This window comes from Streptomyces griseofuscus, assembly GCF_014673495.1.
GTDB lineage: Bacteria > Actinomycetota > Actinomycetes > Streptomycetales > Streptomycetaceae > Streptomyces > Streptomyces murinus.
In genome coordinates, this window is the sequence record NZ_CP051006.1 from 5,062,632 (window position 1) to 5,081,106 (window position 18,475).

The 18,475-nt window shown below is 72.0% G+C and carries 28 protein-coding genes; 24 read left to right on the forward strand and 4 right to left on the reverse strand.

The window, feature by feature from the left end; translation table 11 throughout:
- The first annotated feature begins 29 nt into the window (after positions 1-29).
- Positions 30-512: a hypothetical protein gene (locus HEP81_RS22745; protein WP_037653689.1), complete on the forward strand. Its 483-nt coding sequence runs from the start codon at positions 30-32 to the stop codon at positions 510-512.
- Positions 509-943, forward strand: coding sequence for a hypothetical protein (locus HEP81_RS22750; protein ID WP_037653688.1), 435 nt, complete (start codon positions 509-511; stop codon positions 941-943). The genes HEP81_RS22745 and HEP81_RS22750 overlap by 4 nt, the downstream gene beginning before the upstream one ends.
- 77 nt (positions 944-1,020) lie before the next feature.
- Here HEP81_RS22750 and HEP81_RS22755 read toward each other — a convergent pair whose 3' ends face one another.
- Complete coding sequence (locus tag HEP81_RS22755) at positions 1,021-1,389, reverse strand: type II toxin-antitoxin system prevent-host-death family antitoxin (protein WP_106979881.1); 369 nt, start codon at positions 1,387-1,389, stop codon at positions 1,021-1,023.
- An 18-nt stretch (positions 1,390-1,407) separates the two neighbouring features.
- On the opposite strand from HEP81_RS22755, the gene HEP81_RS22760 reads away from it, so the two are divergent.
- From HEP81_RS22760 to HEP81_RS22800, 9 genes are all read left to right on the forward strand, one after another.
- Complete coding sequence (locus tag HEP81_RS22760; protein WP_037653685.1) at positions 1,408-1,938, forward strand: GIY-YIG nuclease family protein; 531 nt, start codon at positions 1,408-1,410, stop codon at positions 1,936-1,938.
- A 38-nt stretch (positions 1,939-1,976) separates the two neighbouring features.
- Complete coding sequence (locus HEP81_RS22765; protein ID WP_157854386.1) at positions 1,977-3,014, forward strand: hypothetical protein; 1,038 nt, start codon at positions 1,977-1,979, stop codon at positions 3,012-3,014.
- Positions 3,011-3,421 (forward strand): hypothetical protein, encoded by a 411-nt coding sequence (locus HEP81_RS22770; RefSeq protein ID WP_051850039.1) that lies wholly within the window; start codon positions 3,011-3,013, stop codon positions 3,419-3,421. Before HEP81_RS22765 ends, HEP81_RS22770 begins: the two co-directional genes overlap by 4 nt.
- Complete coding sequence (locus HEP81_RS22775; RefSeq protein WP_157854384.1) at positions 3,418-3,822, forward strand: hypothetical protein; 405 nt, start codon at positions 3,418-3,420, stop codon at positions 3,820-3,822. The genes HEP81_RS22770 and HEP81_RS22775 overlap by 4 nt, the downstream gene beginning before the upstream one ends.
- A gap of 1 nt (position 3,823) precedes the next feature.
- Positions 3,824-4,300 (forward strand): hypothetical protein, encoded by a 477-nt coding sequence (locus HEP81_RS22780; RefSeq protein WP_037653682.1) that lies wholly within the window; start codon positions 3,824-3,826, stop codon positions 4,298-4,300.
- Positions 4,297-4,641 carry a hypothetical protein gene (locus HEP81_RS22785; protein ID WP_037653681.1) on the forward strand — a complete coding sequence of 115 codons (345 nt, stop codon included), beginning with the start codon at positions 4,297-4,299 and terminating at the stop codon, positions 4,639-4,641. The genes HEP81_RS22780 and HEP81_RS22785 overlap by 4 nt, the downstream gene beginning before the upstream one ends.
- Positions 4,638-5,135 (forward strand): hypothetical protein, encoded by a 498-nt coding sequence (locus HEP81_RS22790; protein ID WP_051850038.1) that lies wholly within the window; start codon positions 4,638-4,640, stop codon positions 5,133-5,135. The genes HEP81_RS22785 and HEP81_RS22790 overlap by 4 nt, the downstream gene beginning before the upstream one ends.
- Entirely contained in the window at positions 5,132-5,995 is an 864-nt protein-coding gene (locus HEP81_RS22795; RefSeq protein WP_037653680.1) for a hypothetical protein, read from the forward strand. Before HEP81_RS22790 ends, HEP81_RS22795 begins: the two co-directional genes overlap by 4 nt.
- A 160-nt stretch (positions 5,996-6,155) precedes the next feature.
- Positions 6,156-6,956 carry a hypothetical protein gene (locus HEP81_RS22800; RefSeq protein ID WP_207748331.1) on the forward strand — a complete coding sequence of 267 codons (801 nt, stop codon included), beginning with the start codon at positions 6,156-6,158 and terminating at the stop codon, positions 6,954-6,956.
- 92 nt (positions 6,957-7,048) lie between these two features.
- Here the strand turns inward: HEP81_RS22800 and HEP81_RS22805 are convergent, their stop codons facing one another.
- On the reverse strand, positions 7,049-8,332 hold the full coding sequence (locus HEP81_RS22805; protein WP_051850037.1) for a helix-turn-helix domain-containing protein: 1,284 nt from the start codon (positions 8,330-8,332) through the stop codon (positions 7,049-7,051).
- A gap of 252 nt (positions 8,333-8,584) precedes the next feature.
- Between HEP81_RS22805 and HEP81_RS22810 the strand changes: the two genes are divergently transcribed.
- Genes HEP81_RS22810 through HEP81_RS22820 form a run of 3 tightly spaced genes read left to right on the forward strand, consistent with a single transcriptional unit; the run spans position 8,585 to position 11,980 of the window.
- The gene (locus HEP81_RS22810) at positions 8,585-9,607 is read left to right on the forward strand and encodes a dTDP-glucose 4,6-dehydratase (RefSeq protein ID WP_051850036.1); all 1,023 of its coding nucleotides are present in this window, start codon (positions 8,585-8,587) and stop codon (positions 9,605-9,607) included.
- The gene (locus HEP81_RS22815; protein WP_078967250.1) at positions 9,600-10,826 is read left to right on the forward strand and encodes an ATP-grasp domain-containing protein; all 1,227 of its coding nucleotides are present in this window, start codon (positions 9,600-9,602) and stop codon (positions 10,824-10,826) included. The genes HEP81_RS22810 and HEP81_RS22815 overlap by 8 nt, the downstream gene beginning before the upstream one ends.
- Positions 10,823-11,980 carry a DegT/DnrJ/EryC1/StrS family aminotransferase gene (locus tag HEP81_RS22820; RefSeq protein WP_037653677.1) on the forward strand — a complete coding sequence of 386 codons (1,158 nt, stop codon included), beginning with the start codon at positions 10,823-10,825 and terminating at the stop codon, positions 11,978-11,980. The genes HEP81_RS22815 and HEP81_RS22820 overlap by 4 nt, the downstream gene beginning before the upstream one ends.
- A 62-nt stretch (positions 11,981-12,042) precedes the next feature.
- On the opposite strand, the gene HEP81_RS22825 is transcribed toward HEP81_RS22820, so the two are convergent.
- A complete protein-coding gene (locus HEP81_RS22825) occupies positions 12,043-13,254 on the reverse strand; it encodes a UDP-N-acetylglucosamine--N-acetylmuramyl-(pentapeptide) pyrophosphoryl-undecaprenol N-acetylglucosamine transferase (protein ID WP_051850035.1) in 1,212 nt (403 codons plus the stop codon).
- A gap of 675 nt (positions 13,255-13,929) precedes the next feature.
- On the opposite strand from HEP81_RS22825, the gene HEP81_RS22830 reads away from it, so the two are divergent.
- Positions 13,930-14,190, forward strand: coding sequence for a hypothetical protein (locus tag HEP81_RS22830; RefSeq protein ID WP_157854382.1), 261 nt, complete (start codon positions 13,930-13,932; stop codon positions 14,188-14,190).
- A 300-nt stretch (positions 14,191-14,490) separates the two neighbouring features.
- Here HEP81_RS22830 and HEP81_RS22835 read toward each other — a convergent pair whose 3' ends face one another.
- Complete coding sequence (locus HEP81_RS22835) at positions 14,491-14,832, reverse strand: hypothetical protein (RefSeq protein WP_051850034.1); 342 nt, start codon at positions 14,830-14,832, stop codon at positions 14,491-14,493.
- 186 nt (positions 14,833-15,018) lie between these two features.
- On the opposite strand from HEP81_RS22835, the gene HEP81_RS22840 reads away from it, so the two are divergent.
- The 9 genes from HEP81_RS22840 (at position 15,019) to HEP81_RS22880 (ending at position 18,473) form a co-directional block, all read left to right on the forward strand.
- Positions 15,019-15,411, forward strand: a complete 393-nt coding sequence (locus HEP81_RS22840; RefSeq protein ID WP_037653674.1) for a hypothetical protein — start codon at positions 15,019-15,021, stop codon at positions 15,409-15,411.
- Entirely contained in the window at positions 15,408-15,557 is a 150-nt protein-coding gene (locus tag HEP81_RS22845) for a hypothetical protein (RefSeq protein ID WP_157854380.1), read from the forward strand. Before HEP81_RS22840 ends, HEP81_RS22845 begins: the two co-directional genes overlap by 4 nt.
- 38 nt (positions 15,558-15,595) lie before the next feature.
- Entirely contained in the window at positions 15,596-15,793 is a 198-nt protein-coding gene (locus tag HEP81_RS22850) for a hypothetical protein (protein ID WP_157854378.1), read from the forward strand.
- A complete protein-coding gene (locus HEP81_RS22855; protein ID WP_037653670.1) occupies positions 15,790-15,978 on the forward strand; it encodes a hypothetical protein in 189 nt (62 codons plus the stop codon). The genes HEP81_RS22850 and HEP81_RS22855 overlap by 4 nt, the downstream gene beginning before the upstream one ends.
- Positions 15,979-15,995: 17 nt before the next feature.
- Complete coding sequence (locus tag HEP81_RS22860; RefSeq protein ID WP_037653669.1) at positions 15,996-16,202, forward strand: hypothetical protein; 207 nt, start codon at positions 15,996-15,998, stop codon at positions 16,200-16,202.
- On the forward strand, positions 16,202-16,393 hold the full coding sequence (locus HEP81_RS22865) for a hypothetical protein (RefSeq protein WP_037653667.1): 192 nt from the start codon (positions 16,202-16,204) through the stop codon (positions 16,391-16,393). The genes HEP81_RS22860 and HEP81_RS22865 overlap by 1 nt, the downstream gene beginning before the upstream one ends.
- A gap of 93 nt (positions 16,394-16,486) precedes the next feature.
- Entirely contained in the window at positions 16,487-17,644 is a 1,158-nt protein-coding gene (locus HEP81_RS22870; RefSeq protein WP_051850033.1) for a hypothetical protein, read from the forward strand.
- Positions 17,644-17,784 carry a hypothetical protein gene (locus HEP81_RS22875; RefSeq protein WP_157854376.1) on the forward strand — a complete coding sequence of 47 codons (141 nt, stop codon included), beginning with the start codon at positions 17,644-17,646 and terminating at the stop codon, positions 17,782-17,784. The genes HEP81_RS22870 and HEP81_RS22875 overlap by 1 nt, the downstream gene beginning before the upstream one ends.
- The gene (locus tag HEP81_RS22880) at positions 17,781-18,473 is read left to right on the forward strand and encodes a nuclease-related domain-containing protein (protein ID WP_037653665.1); all 693 of its coding nucleotides are present in this window, start codon (positions 17,781-17,783) and stop codon (positions 18,471-18,473) included. The genes HEP81_RS22875 and HEP81_RS22880 overlap by 4 nt, the downstream gene beginning before the upstream one ends.
- The last annotated feature ends 2 nt before the right edge of the window (positions 18,474-18,475 follow it).

The following is an 18,475-nucleotide window of genomic DNA, read 5'->3' on the forward strand; positions in this document are numbered from 1 at the left end:
CCCCGGGCCTCCACCCCACGGAGCACCCGATGATGGACACCGAAGCCGCAGCGCGGCACGTCTACGCGGCCCTCGCCGCGGCCATGAACGGCGACGCCGACACCGCCGCCGAGCACATCGAAGCCGTCGCCACCGACGGCGACATAAACCGCGTGTACGGGATCTGCTGCGCGCTCGGGCACGCCGCCCACCGCTCCTTGCAGGTCCTCTTCGGCGACCAGGCCCCGCATCCCGAACGCGGCGACATGTGGGTCCTGCGCCAGCTGGAGCCCGAACTCCGCCCCGACCGCGCCCGATCCGGCGAGGACAACCCGGCGCAGGTCTTCTCGCTACGGTTCATCACGGCGTACGCCAACGGCGACACCGCCACCGACGAAGCCCTCTTCGAGGCCGCCGCGTACATCGGCGGCGAGCACCTGGTCCGCTGCGTCGTCCAGCTCGTCGCCGACACCGCTGGCCTGTGCAACGCCGGACACGCCGCCCTCGGCACCACCCCCGGAGCAGCCGCGTGACCACCCCGCCGCCCGGCCTCCGCCTGTTCCACGGCGGCGGCGCAGGCCTCCGCCCCGGCGCCCTCGTCCTCCCGCCGATCGTCACCGGCGTCGAGCACACGCTGACCGGCACCGCACAGGCCCTCGGCGCCAGCCACGAACACGCCCGAGACGACCGCGTGTACGTCACGACCGGCCGCGACGTCGCCCGCGTCTACGCCGCGTTCAAGCCCGACGGGTCGCTGTACGAGGTCCGCGCCGAAGGCGTCCTCGAGGCAGACCCGGACTGCACGGTGCCCGGCGTCTCGTTCGCGTGCACAGCCGCCGTCGTCGTCCGCGTGGTCGACCCGGTCGTCCTGTTCCGCGACCGGTCGTTCGACGCCTGGGTGCGCATGCTCAACCGGGCCACCGAGACAGCCGGAGCACTCGCCGGCGGGCGGCAGGCCGGATGAACGGAAGAACAGCGCACACGCGCGAGGCGGGGACAGCCCGGATGGGCTGCCCCCGCCTCGGCGTGCCTACGCACCGGTCAGTCTCCCCGCGGCAGCGTGTACCTCTTGAACTCGACGAGCAGGGTGTCGCCATTCGGCAGCGTCAGCGTGAGGTCGGCGCCGTCGTCCGCATGGGCCCCCGCCGAGTGCTCGGAGGCCTCGGTGAGAAGCCTCTCGATGGTCCGGCCCGTCTCGTAGAAGTCCATGGAGACAAGGGCGGCCACCCGCTTACCGCGGCTCGTCAAAACCGTTGGTTCGTTGCTGTATCGAGCACGCCCGATGGCGTCGGCGAAGGAGTTCCGGACGTCCGCGATCCGCTCGACGTGCTCGGTCTTAGCAGCGCTCATGGCGTCAGTGTACGGGACCGCACTCATGTACATCACAGACTTCATGTACTTCGTGTACATGAACGCTATGATGGGTACGTGATCAAGAAGACGTCGAGGTCACGCGGCATTCCTGTGCTCACTGCGCAGGACCTGCCTGTGCACCTGCCTGCTCAGAAGCTGGATCGGAGCGACCCGTATCGCTCGCTGAAACTGCCCGATTGGACGTGCACGGTGTCGGCGGTCTACCGCTTCTACGACGCAGAACGGCGGCCCCTCTACATCGGACAGAGCGCATGCCTCGGGCTCCGGCTTGACGACCACCGCCGCTACGCGCGGTGGTGGCCCATGACTGAGTTCATCGCCGTGTCGCTGTACGAGGGGCAGCGCGGCGCTGTGGTCCCCGAGCGGACGGCCATCCGCTGGGAGCGCCCCCGGTTCAACCAGCCGCCCGCGCTGTGCCGCAAATCGCTGCTGGTGCTGCTCGATGAGCCCGCCGAGGACGCTGCCGCCGCCCTGCTGAAACACGCAGAGCCTGAGTTCCTTCGAGAACTGGCCGAGTTGCTTCGGACGCCGGATCGCTTCCCGGGCATAGCAGCGCCACCTCGGCCGTGTTTCGGCCCGGCCTGACCCCGACTACCTGTCCAGCACTATCCAGAGAGAAGCCTGTGAGCGCAGAAGAGCCTGAGGGGCGGACCGGTGGGGGACCGGCGCACTCGTTCGGCAACGCGCTGGCCTGGAAGTGGTCACGCGAGATGCCGCGATCTCTCAAGGGCGGCTTTCTGACCTTGCTGTACGCCCTGCGCGCTATGGCGTCGGCGAACGGCTATCTCCGCTTCAGGGACGGCAAGGTCATCCGCATTCAGGACATCGCCAAGGCTGCCGGATGCCGCGAGCAGGACGCTCGCCGCTATCTGGAGGCTGCCATCCGTGCTGGCGTGGTTGTCGTGGAGGGCGAGCGTCGGCGGGGCACCGCGACGCTGTACGTCATTGCCAACACGAACTGGCCGGACTGGAAGGCCGCCGAGGCGTACCTGAAGGGCACTGCTCGCCGCCGCAAGGAGGACGAGGAGGTCAACGACGGTTCGGGCCACAGTGGCACGAACCTCGAAGGCGAAGGTTCGGGCCACGGAGGCACGAACCAGTTCGGTCCACAGAGGTCCGAACTCGGCTCGGACGACGCGGAGTCGGTTCGGTCCACTGTGGACCGACCGGGTTCGGTCCACAGTGGCACGACCGGTTCGGGCCACAGCGGCACGAATATCCCAGGGGGAACCCAAGGGGTTCCCCACGACATGGCTGATGTAGTTCCTCAACCTCAGGTGGATGCGGGCGCGGACGAGGAAACCGACCAGCCTTCGCCCCAGCACGAGGAGCACCTGCCGTACGGCCGGTGCGAGGTCTGCACGACGCCGCTGACACGTCCCGGCAAGCCCCGGTGCTCGGTGCACAGCGAGCCGCTGCCCGGCCAGCGCCGCAGGGGCTCCTCGTCCCGCCAGCGGGCCATCCAGCCCCCGCTGCTGGCCTCGGTGCCCCCGGCGAGTGACAGGCCCGCCGGACCTGCGCGGCCGCCGTTCCAGTGGAAGCCCGAGGATCCGCTAGCCCCAGCCCGGATCTGCGGCTGTGGGCGTGAGTTCAAGGCGCGGACGGACCAGACCTGCCAGGACTGCCAGTTCGCCGCCCACCAGGAGGCAGAGACCGCATGAGCGAGAAAGTGACCGAGCTGGGCGAGGCGCTGCGCGCCCTGGGCGAGCGAGGTGAGCACCTGATCGCCCTGCAACCCGCTCCCGAGGACCTGGACGAGATCCGGGAGGAGATGGACGCAGCCCGGAGGCTCCTCGTCGTGGCGCGGGCGTCGCTGGCCCGCCGGTGCCCGCAGCACCCGAACGCGCCAGCCGACCCGACCGCCGACGGTGAGTGCCTGTTTTGCGCGACGAACCGGCGCCGCGGGGAGACCGCCAACGTCACCGAGGCGGTGCCGCTGCAGACGGTGGCCCGCGCGGTCGCCGAGCTGGGCCAGGACGAGGCCGTACGCCGGTACGGGGCGCAGACAGTGACCCGGGCGGTGCTGGTCTGCCGCAACGACCTCGCGCTGCTGCAGGAGTCGGCGTGAAGCGTAGCGTGGCGGCCGAGTTGTTCGACCAGGCGGCGCACGACCCGGCCCGCCGACAGGACGCGATGAGCGCCCTGTTCACCGGCCTGGCGACTGCCGCGCAGGCGGCGGCCGACGAGCGGCGGGCTCGGCGGGTGGCGGCCCGCGCGGAGCGCCGGAACCGGCCCGAGGCAGTCGCCGCCCGATCGGCGGCCGCGACGAAGGGCTGGGGGACCCGCCGGCGCCGCGCGGCCGAAAACGCGGCCCGCGACGGCTGGGACGACCAGCCGAGGCGCACCGGCCCGGTGTGCGACGAGATGAACCACAACTCGGTCGGCTGCGAGGTGTTCTGCGAGCTCGACCCGGACCACGAAGAAGACCACGACGACGGCTATGGCACGACGTGGCCGCGAGAGGACTGACGTGACAACGACTGCACAGGGTGAGGGGCCCCGGATCGTCGGCGACGCGCTCGCCAAGGGAGTGGCCGGCGACTTGGAGGGCGGCGTCGACCTGCTCGTGCTGCTGATCGCGGGCGGCTGGAGCAGCGCGTACGCGCTGGCGGCGATGCTCGCCGAGACCGCCTCGCACATCGCCCGCCGCGACCAGCAGCCCGGCACGGTGTTCGGGATGCCGGTCCAGAACACCGAGACCGGCGAGTGGGCGTCGGCGGAGGTTCTGCCGCCGCACGTACGGTTCGCCGCACAGTTCACAACCGCGTGGGCGAACCGCGACCGGGCACACGCCGAGGCCCTGTTCACCGCCCTGTACGAGCGGTCGGCGCCGGACGGTAGCGAGATGGTCGACGGGCTGCTGATGCTGTTCCAGATGGCCGTGTGCACCTCCGAGGAGGTCATCGCGGAGGAGCGGGCCAAGCGCGAGCAGGGGAGCGGCTCGTGAGCCTGGTGACCCGCGACCCGAAGACCGGACTGCGGCGGGGCCCGGTCCGCTTCCCTGACGGGCAGCCGCCGGTGCCGTCCGGCTGCCGCTGGTGCGGCATCCCCGAGGGCACCCACGGCCGCAGCTACATCGCGTCGGCCGGGACGCACACGTGGGAGCAGCCGACCCGCGCGCAGGTCCTCGCCCGCATGAAGGCCCGCCGCACGGCCCGCCGTTACGCCCGTCGCATGGCGCCGATCCTCGCTGCGTTCGAGCGGGGCGCCGAACTGGTCGGCCCCCGGGAACGCCGCCGCCGCGACCGCACCGAACCCACCCGCCCGACCAGCGAGAGGACCGCATGAGCACCCAGGCACCGCCTCGGATCGTCGGCCACGCCGACCCCACGCCAGTGGAGTTGGCCGTCGTCGTCGGCGTCACCGCCGACCGAGACCCTGAGTCGTACGTCGCGTTCACGTTCTTCCGGCCCGGCGGCGGCGCCCGGCTCTGGTACGCGTGGACCGAAGGCGGCCACGCCCTCGGCGACCGGCTCGACGAGCTGGCGCTCGCGGGCGGGCTGGACGCGGCGGACTGGCTGCACATCGGGGACCGGCACCACCGCATCGAGTACCGCGGCCGGATCCGCATCGAGACGATCCCGCTGCGCGCCGCCCTCGCCGACGTCCAGGCCGGTGAGCGCTGCCTCGAAGACCGCCGGCACGGTCTGCAACGAGTCCTCGACTTCGCTGCCGTCCGGACCGGACGCACCGGCCCCGTCAGCCTGCCCCGCTGGGTCGGCTACGGGCCCACCCTCGTCAACCGGACGACCGCCATCCACCCCGCCCCGGAGATCCGATGACCGATCCCACCACGCCAGCGGACCGCCGTCCGGACAACGTCCGGACAACTGCGGGCAACCGCACAGCCCCCCTGGATGACGCCCTCGGCGCCCTCCTCGGCATCCCGCTGCGCGACCGCATCGACCGGCACCTCCTCGAAGGGCAGCGCGCCGAGGCCACCGTGCAGCGCGTCCGCCAGGTGCCCCGCCGACCCGAATCCCAGATGGACGCCGGGGCGTACGCGCGCGGTTGGGAAGCCTGCCGCAACGCCGTGGACCAGGCGCTCGCCGACCCGGACACCGCCGCGGCCGACGCCGACAGCCGGCCGTTCTCCGACCTGTCCCGCTCGGGCCTGCTGTGGCTGATCAACCACAGCCTGCTCCACCCCAGCGGGCTCGCCCTCACCCTGCACACCGACGACTTCGGCCACGCCATCGGTTGGAGCCTGGTCCGAAGCCCCGACGGCGGACCGTGGACGTTCAGCGACGCCATCGACGCCGACGGCGAACGACGTGCCCGCGCCACCCTCGACACCGCCCTGCGCTCCGGCCCGGACAGCGTCCGGACAGACCAGGACGACCGTCCGGGCGTGGGCGGGATCGTGACCGGGACGGCGCTCGTCGGCGGGACGGGGTGCGAGCTCACCAGCGCGGACACTGTCCGGACAGTGTCCGGGGGCACGCGTCCGGACAGTCCGGACACCGGCTCGTCCGGGTTCCGGTTCGAGTACCGCGCTCGGGTGTCCCGCGACCTCGCCGGCGCCGCGTTCGCCGAAGGATTCGCCGCCCTGCGCCAGGAGATCGACGCCGCCCAGATGCAACCCGGCGAGGACGCCGCGCCCGCCGTCCTGCCCGACACCGGCCCCTCGCATGCTGGGTGAAGGACCCCGGCCCCCTCCACGCCGTCACCTGAACGTAACAAGCCAAACGACAGCCCCCTTCGGGTCACCCCGGCGGGGGCTTCGCCGCATTGCAAGCCCCAACCAGCCACACATAGAGGAGACGTCTGCCGTGACGGACACCCGAGCGACTCAGGTCCAGATGCACGTTGATGACCTGCTGCTCCTGATGAACACGAGCCGGATCAAGAAGGACACGTTCGAGTACGGCGGCCGGGAGATCCGACTGCGCGCCTTCGACAAGGCCGAAGCGTTCAGCCTGGTCGACGCCACTCACGCCGACGTCGAAGAGAACGTCGACATCTTCACCGACGCGACGCTCGCCGACCTGAACCACCGTGTGGACTGCACGGTTCTTGGCGCGATCACCGAGGGCCGCTTCCAGGTCGGAGTCCGCCGGTACGTCACCGTCCGCCGCCCCCACTTGCCCCTGCCGAAGCTGACCCGGCACATCGTCGCCTCACAGCGGCTCATGCTCGACCGCAAGGAACAGGTCGGCTACACCTCAATCGTCTACTACGGCACCCACGGCGGAGGCCCTGAAAGCTGGGTCGACCTCGGTTCCGGGCGCCCGCTCGCCGAGGCCCATCCGGGGGAGTGGCGGGCGCTGCAGATCGCGCTCGGCATCCAGTTCAACCGTGACTACCTGTGGTACGTCCACCTCAAGCGGCCACAGGGCGAAGCCGGAGTGATGATCCCCACCACCCCGGCCGGCGCACACCAGCTGTTCCGGCTCCGCGACGTCGAGCCCGGAGAGACCCGTCGCCGCGCCCTGATCCACTGGGTGGCCGAGCACTCCCGCCGCATCCGCAAGGACACCGCGGACGAGACCCGCACCTGGGTGAAGGAGCACGTCCGCGGCGAGGTGAACTTCAACTGGGGCGACATCGCGGGCACGATCTTCCCGGCCCCCGCTGATCTGCGCAGGCTCCAGCACGGCTGATGCGGCGCCGGCCCCGGACAGCCACGAGGCCCTTCCCTGGACGGGGAAGGGCCTCGCCGCGTTGCGGTCGAGCGGGCGGGACACCCGAGCGGTCAGGCCGCCAGAGCACCGGTGCGGGCCGCGAACTCGCGGACGCCCTCGATGCGGGTCGGCCCGTACAGCAGTCCGGCCGTCAGCGCCCGCAGCGAGGGCCGCCGCACCTCCTGCGGAGCCTCCTGCTCCACCCGGCGCAGCGCGGTGAACGTCTGCTTGCCGTCACCGAGCGCGTTCCACATGCGGGCCACGTCGGTCCACGCCCGCGCCCGCCGCTCCGCCGTCGGCATCCGGTCCACGTTCAGCCGGGCCGCCACGCTCACCGCCTCGTCCGGCGTGCCCAGCGCGTTCAGCACACCGATCCGGTACACGTCGACCTGCGTCCGCGACGCCTCCACCGTGAAGAAGCCTTGTACCGCCGGTCGCCGCCCAGCCTCACGCTCGGCCTCCTCCAGCAGCGACAGAGCCATGGACCGGTCCCGGCCGGTGGCCGCCGAGTACGCCCCGGTCAGCAGCAGCGTCGTCCGCACAGCACCGGTGTGGTCGCGGGAGGCATCCAGGTCCTCGGCCTCCTTCGTGAGCAGGTGCACCGCGGCAGTGGAGCGGCCCGAGCGGCGCATGGCGATCGCCAGCTGCCGCGAGGCCTCGCCGACGGCCACCGGCATGCCGCTGCAGCGCGCGGCCGCCAACGCCCGGTCGGCCGCCACCCACGCCGCATCGGAGTGCCGCTTCGTCGCCAGCTCGGCCGCGAGCACGTAGGAGCGGGCCAGCGCCAGGTCGGCCTCCTCGCGCCTGCGGCCCGAGGCGGCGTCGCGCGTGGCGGTCGCCGTTGCGATCAGGCTGGGCAAGGTCTGCCCGAGCCGCGCGTACTGGGTGGCGCAGAAGTCGCGCCGCGCGGCGGCGACCTGTCCGACCAGATGGGGGAGCGCTACAGGCTCCGCCTCGGGCAGCCGGAACAGCGCCACTTCCAGATCGGCATCGACCGGTGTGGCAGCGGCGGAGGCCGGGCCGGCGCCGACGACAACTGTCGCCCCCGCTGCCACCACTCCCGTCAGCAGCTCCCTACGACGCACCTCGTCCTCCTCGTCCGACCGGCAACCTCCGGCCACCGTAGCGACATTGGTCATGCCGGGTACGGCAGACGCACGCAGCTGCTCCGGTGCGATACCGAGGAACGCCGCGAACTTCAGCAGGGTCGGATAGTCGACGCTCATCCGCCCGCCCTCGATGCGGGAGACCGCCGACGCCGAATAGCCACAGGCATCACCGACCTGTGTCTGTGTCAGGCGCGCGGCACAGCGCGCCCCGCGTAACAGAGCGCCGATCCGAGCATCCGCGCCCATGGGCACCTCCTTGGACCCGGTTGGGTGGGGGAGAACCTAGCGCCACTCGGAAGGTGTCGGCAGGGGCGTGCGGATGCACACCGTGTGCCGGATCCGCACACCGGTTGCCGATGCGCGCCCGCCGGCTCCGCACCGGTCTTGCAGCCGCCAAGGTGAGGACCGCACCCGGCAGCAGCCGGGCGTCTCCTCGACCGGCCCCCAACCTGCGGCACACCCATGCCGCCAGCCGGTCATCCTCATCGGAGGCACGACATGCAGCTGTTGGTTACCGGCGGCGCCGGTTTCATCGGCTCCCACTTCGTCCGGCGCATGCTGCGCGCCGACGACGTCGAGCGGGTCACCGTCCTCGACGCGCTCACGTACGCAGGCAGCAGGGGCAACCTCGGACAGGCCTTCCTCAACCCGAAGCTGGACTTCGTCGTCGGCAACATCTGCGACGCTGCCCTGGTCGAAGACCTCATGGCCCAGCACACCGCGGTCGTCCACTTCGCCGCCGAGTCCCACGTCGACCGCTCGTTCACGACCGCCGGGACGTTCGTGACGACGAACGTCATCGGCACGCAGACCCTCGCCGACGCCGCCATGCGGCACGGCATCACCAAGTTCGTGCACGTCTCCACGGACGAGGTGTACGGGCCGCTCCTGGAAGGCGCGGCCACCGAGGACTACCCGCTGCGCCCGACCGTCCCCTACGCCGCCTCCAAGGCCGCCAGCGACCTGGTCGCCCTCAGCTACTGGCACACGTACGGAGCGCCGGTCTGCGTCACCCGCTCCTCGAACAACTACGGGCCCTGCCAGCACCCCGAGAAGATCATCCCGTTGTTCGTGACCCGCCTGCTGCGCGGCGAGCAGGTCACCCTCCACGGCGAGGGCCAGCACATCCGTAACTGGCTGCACGTCGAGGACAACTGCGCCGGCGTCGAACTCGTTCTGCGCCTGGGCGCGCCGGGCGAGGTCTTCAACATCGGCGGCGGCACCGACCTGTCCAGCAAGGAGCTGGCAGGCGAACTGCTGCGGATCTGCGGCGCCGACTGGGACCGCGTCACCTACATCCCCGACCGGCTGTCCAACGACCTCCGCTACGCCATGAACTGGGGCAAGCTCGCCGCCCTCGGCTACAAGCCGGTCCACGACTTCGAGGCCGGACTGGAGGAGACCGCCGACTGGTACCGCTGCAATCCGGACCGGTGGGCGCCGCTCTCGCGCAGCCACCTCCCGGCCATGCCCTCCCCGCGCGTCGCCCCCGACACGACCCTGGAGCCGCAGCATGTCTGAGCAGTGGCCGCAGGACGCGCTGATCGTGCTCGGCGCGTCGGAGGAGCAGATCGCGCTGTACCAGGAGGCGCGGCGCCGGGGTATCCCGACCATCGCGGTGGACATGCGGTCGGACGCCCCCGCGCTTCCGTTCGCCGACACGGCTCTGCAGATCTCCACCCGGGACACCGACGCCATCGCCGATGCGCTGGGCGACGTCCACCCCGCCGGGCTCGTCTGCGGTGCGAGCGACGCCGCGCTGGCCAGCTGGCACGCCCTGGGCATGCGGTACGGCACCGCCTACGTGTACCCCAAGAGCGCACTCGCCGCCTGCGACAAAGCTGCCTTCCACGCGCTCGCCGCGTCCTGCGGCGTCGCCGGATACGGATGGGTCGCGTCGGACGACCCGGAGCAGGCCGTCGCCGAGGCCGCGGGGCTGCGCTTCCCCCTCGTGGTCAAACCGGCGGACGGATCAGGCAGCAAGGGCGTCACCCGCGTCACCCGCCCCGACGAGCTGCCCGCCGCCGTCGCCAACGCCCGCTCCCACTCCGCATCCCGGACGGTGATCGCGGAAGAGTTCGTCCAGGGCCGCCCGCTGACCATCGAGGTCTTCATGCAGGACGGCAGGGCGCTGATGACCTCCGTCAAGGACGAGGAGTTCGTCGACGGAACTCTCGTGCTCGGGCGGCTGCGCACTGCTCAGCTGCCCCCTGCGACGCGCGCCCGACTCGAAGCCACCGCCGAACGGCTGTGCCGTGCACTCGGCATCGTCAACGGGCCGGCGAACTTCGACGTCGTCCTCGACGAGGACGGCAAGGAACGCTTCATCGAGGCCAACGCACGCCTCGGCGGCGCCGGCATCCCCCGACTGCTCGCCGCCGCCTACGGCGTGGACGTCGTGCGTGCGCTCATCGCGCTCGTACTCGGTGAGCCGTTCGGCGGCCACCTGACGCCAACGCGCGCCGAGCATGCGGCGCTGGAGCTGATCGGCTCACCGCTCGCCGCTGAAGGCGAACTGGTCGCCTGGGAGGGCATCGCCGAAGCCCGCAGCGTCCCTGGAGTCACCGATGTCGAGCTGTATGCCAAGCCAGGCGACCACGTACGGCCTCATGACCAGGGCTCCCACAAGATCGGCCTGCTCGTCGCCGCCGGACCGTCGGCTGCGGACGCCGCTTTGGCCCTGGAGAAGGCCAGCGCGCTGATCCGACCGATCGTCCAGCCGATCACGGAGGCGAAGTGACCACGCACACCAGCTCGCCCAGCCCGGACGCCGGACGCAACGCCAGCCCGTACCTGTACGGGGAAGAGGCCGCCGCGGTCGCCGAGGTACTCCAGCGCGGACAGTACGGGCACACGGACGTCACCGAGCGGTTCGAGCAGAAGGTCGCCGAATTCCTCGGCGTCCGCGACGCCATCGCCGTCATGTCCGGCACCGCCGCCCTGCACACCGCGCTGCTCGCCGCCGGGGTCGGTCCCGGCCACGAGGTGGTCGTGCCGTCCATGACGTTCTGCGCGAGTGTCCAGGCGATCCTGGCCACCGGCGCCACTCCGGTCTTCACGGACGTCGACCCGGCCACCCTGTGCGTCACCGATCAGCTCGTCATGGAGGCCGTCACTGACCGCACTCGCGCCGTGATGCCGGTCCTGTTCGGCGGCCGGGCCGTCAACCTCTCCGGCGTCCGCAAGGAACTGGCCGGCCGGGACATCGCCATCGTGGAGGACGCCGCGCACGCCTTCGGCTCCCACAACGGCGCCCGCCGCGTCGGCGCCACCGGAGACCTGACCTGCTTCAGCTTCGGCCCGATCAAGAACCTCACCTGCGGTCAAGGCGGCGTCGTCATCCCGCGCAGCCTCCCCGAGGCCGCCACGCTCCGCCGCCTGCGCATGCTCGGCGTCGACCAGTCGCAGGCCGAACGCGGCCAGACCACCAGCTACGGCGTGGAGGGCTTCGGACTGCGCTACCAGATGTCCGGCATCAACGCCACGATCGGCCTCGTCCAGCTCGACCACTTCGACAAGGCCGAGACGACCCGCCGGATCCTGTGGCGCGCCTACCGGCGGGCCCTCGCCGCCCTGGACGGCGTGCGCCTGGTCGACGTCGATGTCGACCACTCCGTGCCGCACCTGTGCCAGATCCTCATCCCGAACAGGGACGAGGTACACAAGCAGATGAAGGCCCGCGGTGTCGGCGTGGGCGTCCACTACCCGCCGAACCACCTGCAACCCGCGTTCGCCCAGTGGCGCCGCGACTTGCCCGCCACCGAGCAAGTCGGGCGCGAGGTCCTGACGCTGCCGTTCCACCAGCACCTCTCCGAGAACGACATCGACCAGGTCGTCACCGCCCTCGGGCAGGCCCTCAAGACCGCGGGAGCCGCATCATGCGCCAGGCCCTGATCGGGAGGCGGCAAGGGAAACCGACGAGTCGGTGACCGCCGCCCGCCGGCACTGCGCGACCCTCATCGCGGCAGAGACGGCTCACCACGTCGGCCGACCCCAGCCGTGACCGGCCGGCCCGCCGCGGCGGCCAGGACCTCGTCCACGAGCCTGTCTGCCGCGTCCGGGCGGCCGTACGCACGGGCCCGCTCCGCCATGCGCCGCCGCACGTCGGCATCGGCCAGGAGCGGGCCCACCGCTGTCTGCAGCTGGGCCGCCGTCACCTCGCCGGTCAGCGCGACCGCCGCCCCGGCCTCCTCCAAGTGCCGGGCGTTGTGCACCTGCTCGTTCCCGGCCGAGGACGCCAGCGGCACGAACACGGCCGGCTTGCCCAGCGCGGTCAGCTCCGCCAGCGTCCCCGCCCCACTCCGTGACACCACGACGTCCGCGAGGGCCAGGACGTCGGGCAGCTCGCCGCTGACGAACCCGGCCAGGTGGTAGCGGGCCGCCAGTTCGGCCGGGAGCCCGGCCGCCCGCGCCCGCAGCCCCGCCTCGTTCGCCGGGCCGCACTGGTGGATCACGTTCGCCCGCTGCAACAGCCACGGCAGCGATTCGCCGACCAGCTCGTTGATCTGCTGCGAGCCCTGCGCCCCACCGGTCACATACACGGTCGGCAGTCGCTGGTCGAAGCCCCACAGGCCCAGCGCCTGGACGGCTTTGTCCGCCTGTCCGGACAGCACCTCGGGCCGCACCGGGTTCCCGGTCACCACCGCGATCGCGCGCGCCGACTCCGACAGCAGCCCGAGCGTCGACTCCGACGACACGCAGATCCGCGCCGCCGCCGACGCGAGCTTCCGGTTCGCCAGCCCCAGCCGCACCGTCTGCTCGTGCAACACGAGCGGCCGGTGGCACATCCGCGCCGCCAGCCCGGCCGGAACCGCCACGTACCCGCCTGTCGCGAGGACGACATCCGGCCGGAAACTGTCGATGGCCCGCCGCGCCTGCAACACGCCGAGCGGCACCCGGGCCATGTCCCGCACGTTCGCCGGCGAAGCCAGCTTGAGCGGGTTCTTCGAGCGGCGGATCTTGCCGGTCGCCACGGTGGTGAAGGCGATGCCCTCGGCCGGGGCGACGCGCGCCTCCAGACCGTCGGCCGTTCCGATCCACAGAGTCTCGAGCGCCCGCCCCTCGGCGGCGAGCCGAGCCTCCAGCGCGCGCACCGCGGTCAGCGCGGGATACGTGTGTCCACCGGTCCCACCGCCCGTGACGACGAGACGGAAAGGGGCGCTGTGCATCGGGACCGCTCCTCGGCGAAAGGGAGATCAGACGACGCCACGATAGCGGCTACGCGTGCCCCGCCCGCCCGGCTCGCACAAATCTACGCCACGCGGTCACCGCACCCGGGTCACTGTGCACACCGCGTGCCGCGTCGTCCCCGCCAGCACCTCCACCACGATGCCTGTCGCCGCCGCGGTGTAGGCGTCTCCCGCCGACGTCCTCGCCCGCCCCACCCCCGGGCCGCGACCCCGACCGATCACAGACTGGTGACGAGCGCCCCGTTCCCGCAGAAGGTTGGTCTCCTCGCCCCGCCAACCCGGCACCGCACGCTCTGAGCGAAAGCATTCAGCCAAAGTCCGCCAGACCGTCAGCGGCCTTTTCAACCTGCGGTTTTGATAGATCGTCAGTTTCTATAGGGTAGGTTCTAGGCCCTCTGACCTGCGGTTATCCCGGCACCGATCCGCGCCGATGGACGCCCGGGGTTGATCTCGCCCCTCGAAGATGGCCGACGGAAAACGCTAACGACGTCAAGGCCAGATCCCGTCGCATACCGTCGTACGACATCAAGCCACCGCGCCCTCTGCGCGACAAACGCTTGAGCCCCACCACGCAGGAGCGGGGACCGCCTCGCCCGGCGGCCCCCGCGGTGTCCTGCATCGAAAAACCTGGAAGTGATCCGGAAGGACATGTCTATGCAATCACAGGCCTGGCGGCCCCTGGGAGTCGTGTGGCGGCCCCCCGCCCCCGCCATCGTCTTCCTCGCCGCCGCAGTCTCCGCCCTGCTGCTCCATTCCTACGGACTCCGCATCGCGGCCGGCGCCTTCACCACCGCCGTTGCCCTCGACTGCATCCGTATCCCCAGAAAGAGGACGACCATCCCGCAGCAGCCCGTACCGGAAATTAACGGGACGATCCTCACGAAGCGCCTCCAGCGCGAGCGCCACAACTACTGACGCTGCTACGGTCCCCCGACCCCCCGGCGGCCGGGCGTCTACCTCCCCCCGTAGAGCCCGGACGCCCCCACCGCCACAGCGCCCCCGCATCCAAGAGCGGGGAGGCGGGGGCGCTGCACGGCGGACGCACACAGGGTGACCGCACTGCTACCGTAGGTGCTGGCAGCCTTCGGGAAAGCGCCGCAGCCGGTGACCGAGCAACCATCGGCGTCCACGCAGAAGCCCCCCGCCTGCACCGACGGGGGGCTTCCTGCTGCTTGGGCCGGCTCCTCCTTGCAGGTCACCGTCCGGCCGGCGGGCTCACTCGGTGGGCGGTTCGGGCGTCCCCTGCTTCTTCCGTGGGTTCTTCGCCTCGGGTCGCTTCGTGCCGCGCAGCCCCTTGCTGATCTGCTGGGCACGCTCCGGCGTCACCTCGCCGATGATGGCCGCAATCTCCGGCCAGGTCTTCCGTTGCTTCTGGCGGAGCGCATTCACGCGATCCTCCCGCAGCTGGCGAAGCTCCGAGTGCAGATCGGGCCACTCTCGCAGGGCCTCGGAGACGGCGGCCGTGCAGGCGGCGTCGTCCTCGATCAGGGCGAACGCCGCGATGGCCTCACGCAGTCTGGTCACCTCCTCGGGCACCTCCTTCGACTCTTCGGCCAACGCCCCGCTCCTTCCTCCCGCGCAGGCGCGACCGCGCGACACAAACCCTAGGGCTTGCTTTGGTGAAAGCCAAGCCCTAGGGTTTGTGTCTGCGAGGCCGCCTCCCGCTGTCTCGTACGTACAAGTCGGCCCCCGGTCGGGGCCTAGGAAACGCCGACCGGGGGCCACGTCAGATGGAGCTGACGCATGGCACAGATTACTGATCGACGCCTGGGTTCTCCCCAGGGTGTCGCCAGTGAACACGAGTCCAAGGCCGCCGAGGTCTTGGCGACGGTCGCGGGTGTGCTCGCGACGGAGGACCCGAAGGACGCCGTCGACTCGATCGAGTTTGCCGTCCTGGTCGGCGCGAAGGCGTACGCGCAGGCCGGCCGGTCCTGCTACGGCGGCGGGGTGAACGTCTCGCGCCTGGCGCTGCAGACGGTCGGTAGGGTCCCCGCGGGCGTGTCCCGTGAGGAGTTCTCGGTGGCCGTCGCGCAGGCCGCGCGGGCGCTGGGTTACGACTGGGCGGCCGACGACAACCGCAGGGTCATCCCGACGATCCCGGCTCCGCGTCCGGGGCAGGGGAGGGCCGCCCGGTGAGCGCGCAGAGCGAGCAGGCGCGGGCCCGGCAGGCGTACGCCGGGGGCCGGGAGCAGCGTGACAGCGGGAACGTGCAGCGGGCCCAGGACAACGCGCGCATCAACGGCGGTGCCACCGCAGGAAGCCAGAGCGGGGGTGCCCGGTGAGCGCGCGGTCGGGTAGTGCGGAGGAGATCCGCGCGAAGGTGATCGAGCTCGCGGACCGGCTTGAGCGGGACCAGCCGTCCGTGCCGCTGCTGGAGAGCCGGTTGCAGGAGCTGGTGGCGGAGCCGACGGGTGAGCCGGGCGTTGAGGCGCGGCTGCTGGGCGTCATGCCGAAGATCGCGGCCGGTGAGCTGCGCGAGGCCTTCGGCAAGCGTGTGCGGGAGGTGTGGGCCCGATGACGCGCCGCATCGACACGCATACGCCGAACAGCGTGGCGGCGGAGCCCGCGACGGTGGCGGCCTGCCAACGCGACCTGGGCAGCCCGCAGGACCGGGCCAACCGGGCGGACGCCGCAGCCCGGCAGTCCGAGGCCACGAGCAAGGCCATTGCGGAGCGCTCCGACGTCTGGGGTGGTCGCCAATGACCTGCTGTGGAAAGCCGATGCGCCGCGAGGGCCAGCGGTTCGTGTGTACGAAGTGCGGGAGCTACTTCGACCAGGGCGGCGTCGCGCCGACGCGGCGCCTGGTCGCCGCCGGGATCATCGCCCGCCGCACCGGCGGCCGGTCCCTGCGCCTGACCTGCACCCCGGCCGGGGTCACCGGCCACCTGCGCAGCGTGGCCCCGGCCGCCACCGGGAGGTGCTGCTGATGGACGCCGACGCTGTGGGGCGGTTCGTCCGCTCCCTCATGCCGGGTGACGACCAGGCGCTGGCCGACCGGGACTACCCCGGCCAGAAGTCCGCGAGCCAGGCGGGCCACGAGGCCCGCGTCGCGCGGCACCGCGCGGGGGTCGCCAAGCAGGCGGCCAAGACGCGGCAGGAAGCCACCCGCAGAAGGTAGTTGCCGCTCTGGACCGGCCCGGCCTCCCCGTCATCCCCCTTCGGGGGCGCCGGGCCTCTCTCCTGAACGATCACGAGCCCGAAGGGCACAGCCATGTCCCAGACACCCGAGACGCCGCAGCCCCGGCAGCCCGGCGTGCGCTACAGGAAGGTCACGCGGTACCGGGAGGAGACGACCGTCATCGACGGCCGCCCGTCCACCCGGCGCGTGCCCTATCTCGCGTACGTCCCGGTCCCGCCGCGCGACTGGGACGAGATCATTCGGCGCGGGGTCACGGGCGTAGCGATCGTCGTCACGGTCCTGGCCGCCGCGGGTACGACCGCCAGCATCGGCGGGCTGCTGTCCCGGATGCTGCACCCGGCCGTCGCGTACGCGGTCGGCGTCGTCTTCACGTCCTCGTGGCTGGCCTGCCTCGGGGTCGAGCACATCGAGCGAGTCGACGCCAAGCGAGCGCAGCGGGCCCGGGCCGGCGGCTGGGTGGCCTTGCTCATCAGCATGGGGTCGGTCATCACGTACGGCGACCAGCTGCACCAGCTGCCCGCCGGCGTCGTCGGCTCGTGCCTCGACCTGCTCGCCAAGGGCCTGTGGTTCCTGGTGATGGGCCTGGACCGCGTGAACCTCGACCCGGGCGTCGCGCACTGGGTCACCCAGGAGGAGCAGGCGCTTGCCGGGCGGTTCCTGCTCGGCACGCGCCTGGCCCGCCTGAACCGGCGGGCCGCCGCGATGCGGGCCGTGGAGACACCGGAGTTCCGAGCGGCCGAGGCGATCCTCAACGAGGCCGGGCAGGCGCGGCAGATCGCCGCGCCGGACACGTCCGGACAGGCGGCCGAGGTGTCCGGGCAGGCTGTCCAGACGCCGCCCGAGCCGCCGGTGCCGCCGCCGTCCGGACAGGGGCCGTCGCTGTCCAAGACGGTGACCGGACAGCCGCCCGCGCCGCCGGCGCCGGTGCCCCCGGCCGCACCGGTCCCGCCCGCCGCGCCGGTGGGCGCGGGCGCGCCGACCGGCCAGGCCACGCCGCCGCCCGCGCCACAGGCCGGGGGAGCGCACCCCATCGGCCAGTCGATCGCCGCGACCGTCCGCGACCTGCTCGACAAGAACCCGGCCTGGGCCGTCGACGCGCCGCTGGAAGAGGCCGAGCTGGAGGCGATGACGGACGCGGTGCGCCAGGCGCACGGCGACCGGAAGGGCCTGCAGGAGACGACCCGCCGCACCCGCGACCGCGAGCTGAAGAAGCGAAGGAAGACAGCCTGATGACGTGCCTGCTCGTGGCCGAAGGCGTTGTCGGCCTGGTCCTGGCTCTGCTGGCCCGTAACGGCCTCGTGCGCGCATACGGGCTGCTGATGCTGCTCATCGCGCTCGTCGCAGAGATGTCGGGAGTGGGGCCGTCGTGAAACCCCTGCTGCTGCTCGGGGCCGCGGCCGCCGCCTACTGGTGGTGGCGTTACCGCGGCCCCGGCCGCCAGATCACTGGCGCCGGTGCGTCGGCCGCCGCCCGGGCGCGGCAGTTACGCACCCCGCTGGTCCGCCTCGCGACCGCACTCGACATCCGCACCCAGGCGGAAGCCGACGCCAAGAACTGGGAGCACGGCGCCCAGGGGGAGCGGCTCGTCTTCAAACTCCTGCAAGATCTCGTCCGCGAAGGCTGGGTGTTCCTGCCGGACCGCGGCATCCCCGGCAAGCGCACGAACATCGACCTGCTCGCCGTCAGCCCGCGCGGCTGGCTGTACGTCCTCGACTCCAAGAGCTGGGACGCCAGCCGACGGCTGTCCATCCGGGCAGGCCGGCTCTACCGCGGCCGCCCCGGAGGCCAGCTGCAGGACGTGACCGACTGGCTGGGCGGCCTGCACCGCGGCGCCCGCGCCGTGGAAACCCTCCTCGGCGTCCGCCCCGAGGCCATCGCCGTCATGGACGGCCCCATGCGCAGCGGCGAGCGGCTGCAGTTCCAGGGCCTGCGCCTGGTCCCGGCCGCCGACATCTGCGCCGTCCTGCGCGCGACCGACCGCAAGAAGCTCCGCACGAACCGTGCCGCCCGGCTCGCCGACACCGCAGCCCGCGTGCTGCCCCCCTACCTCGGAGACTGACC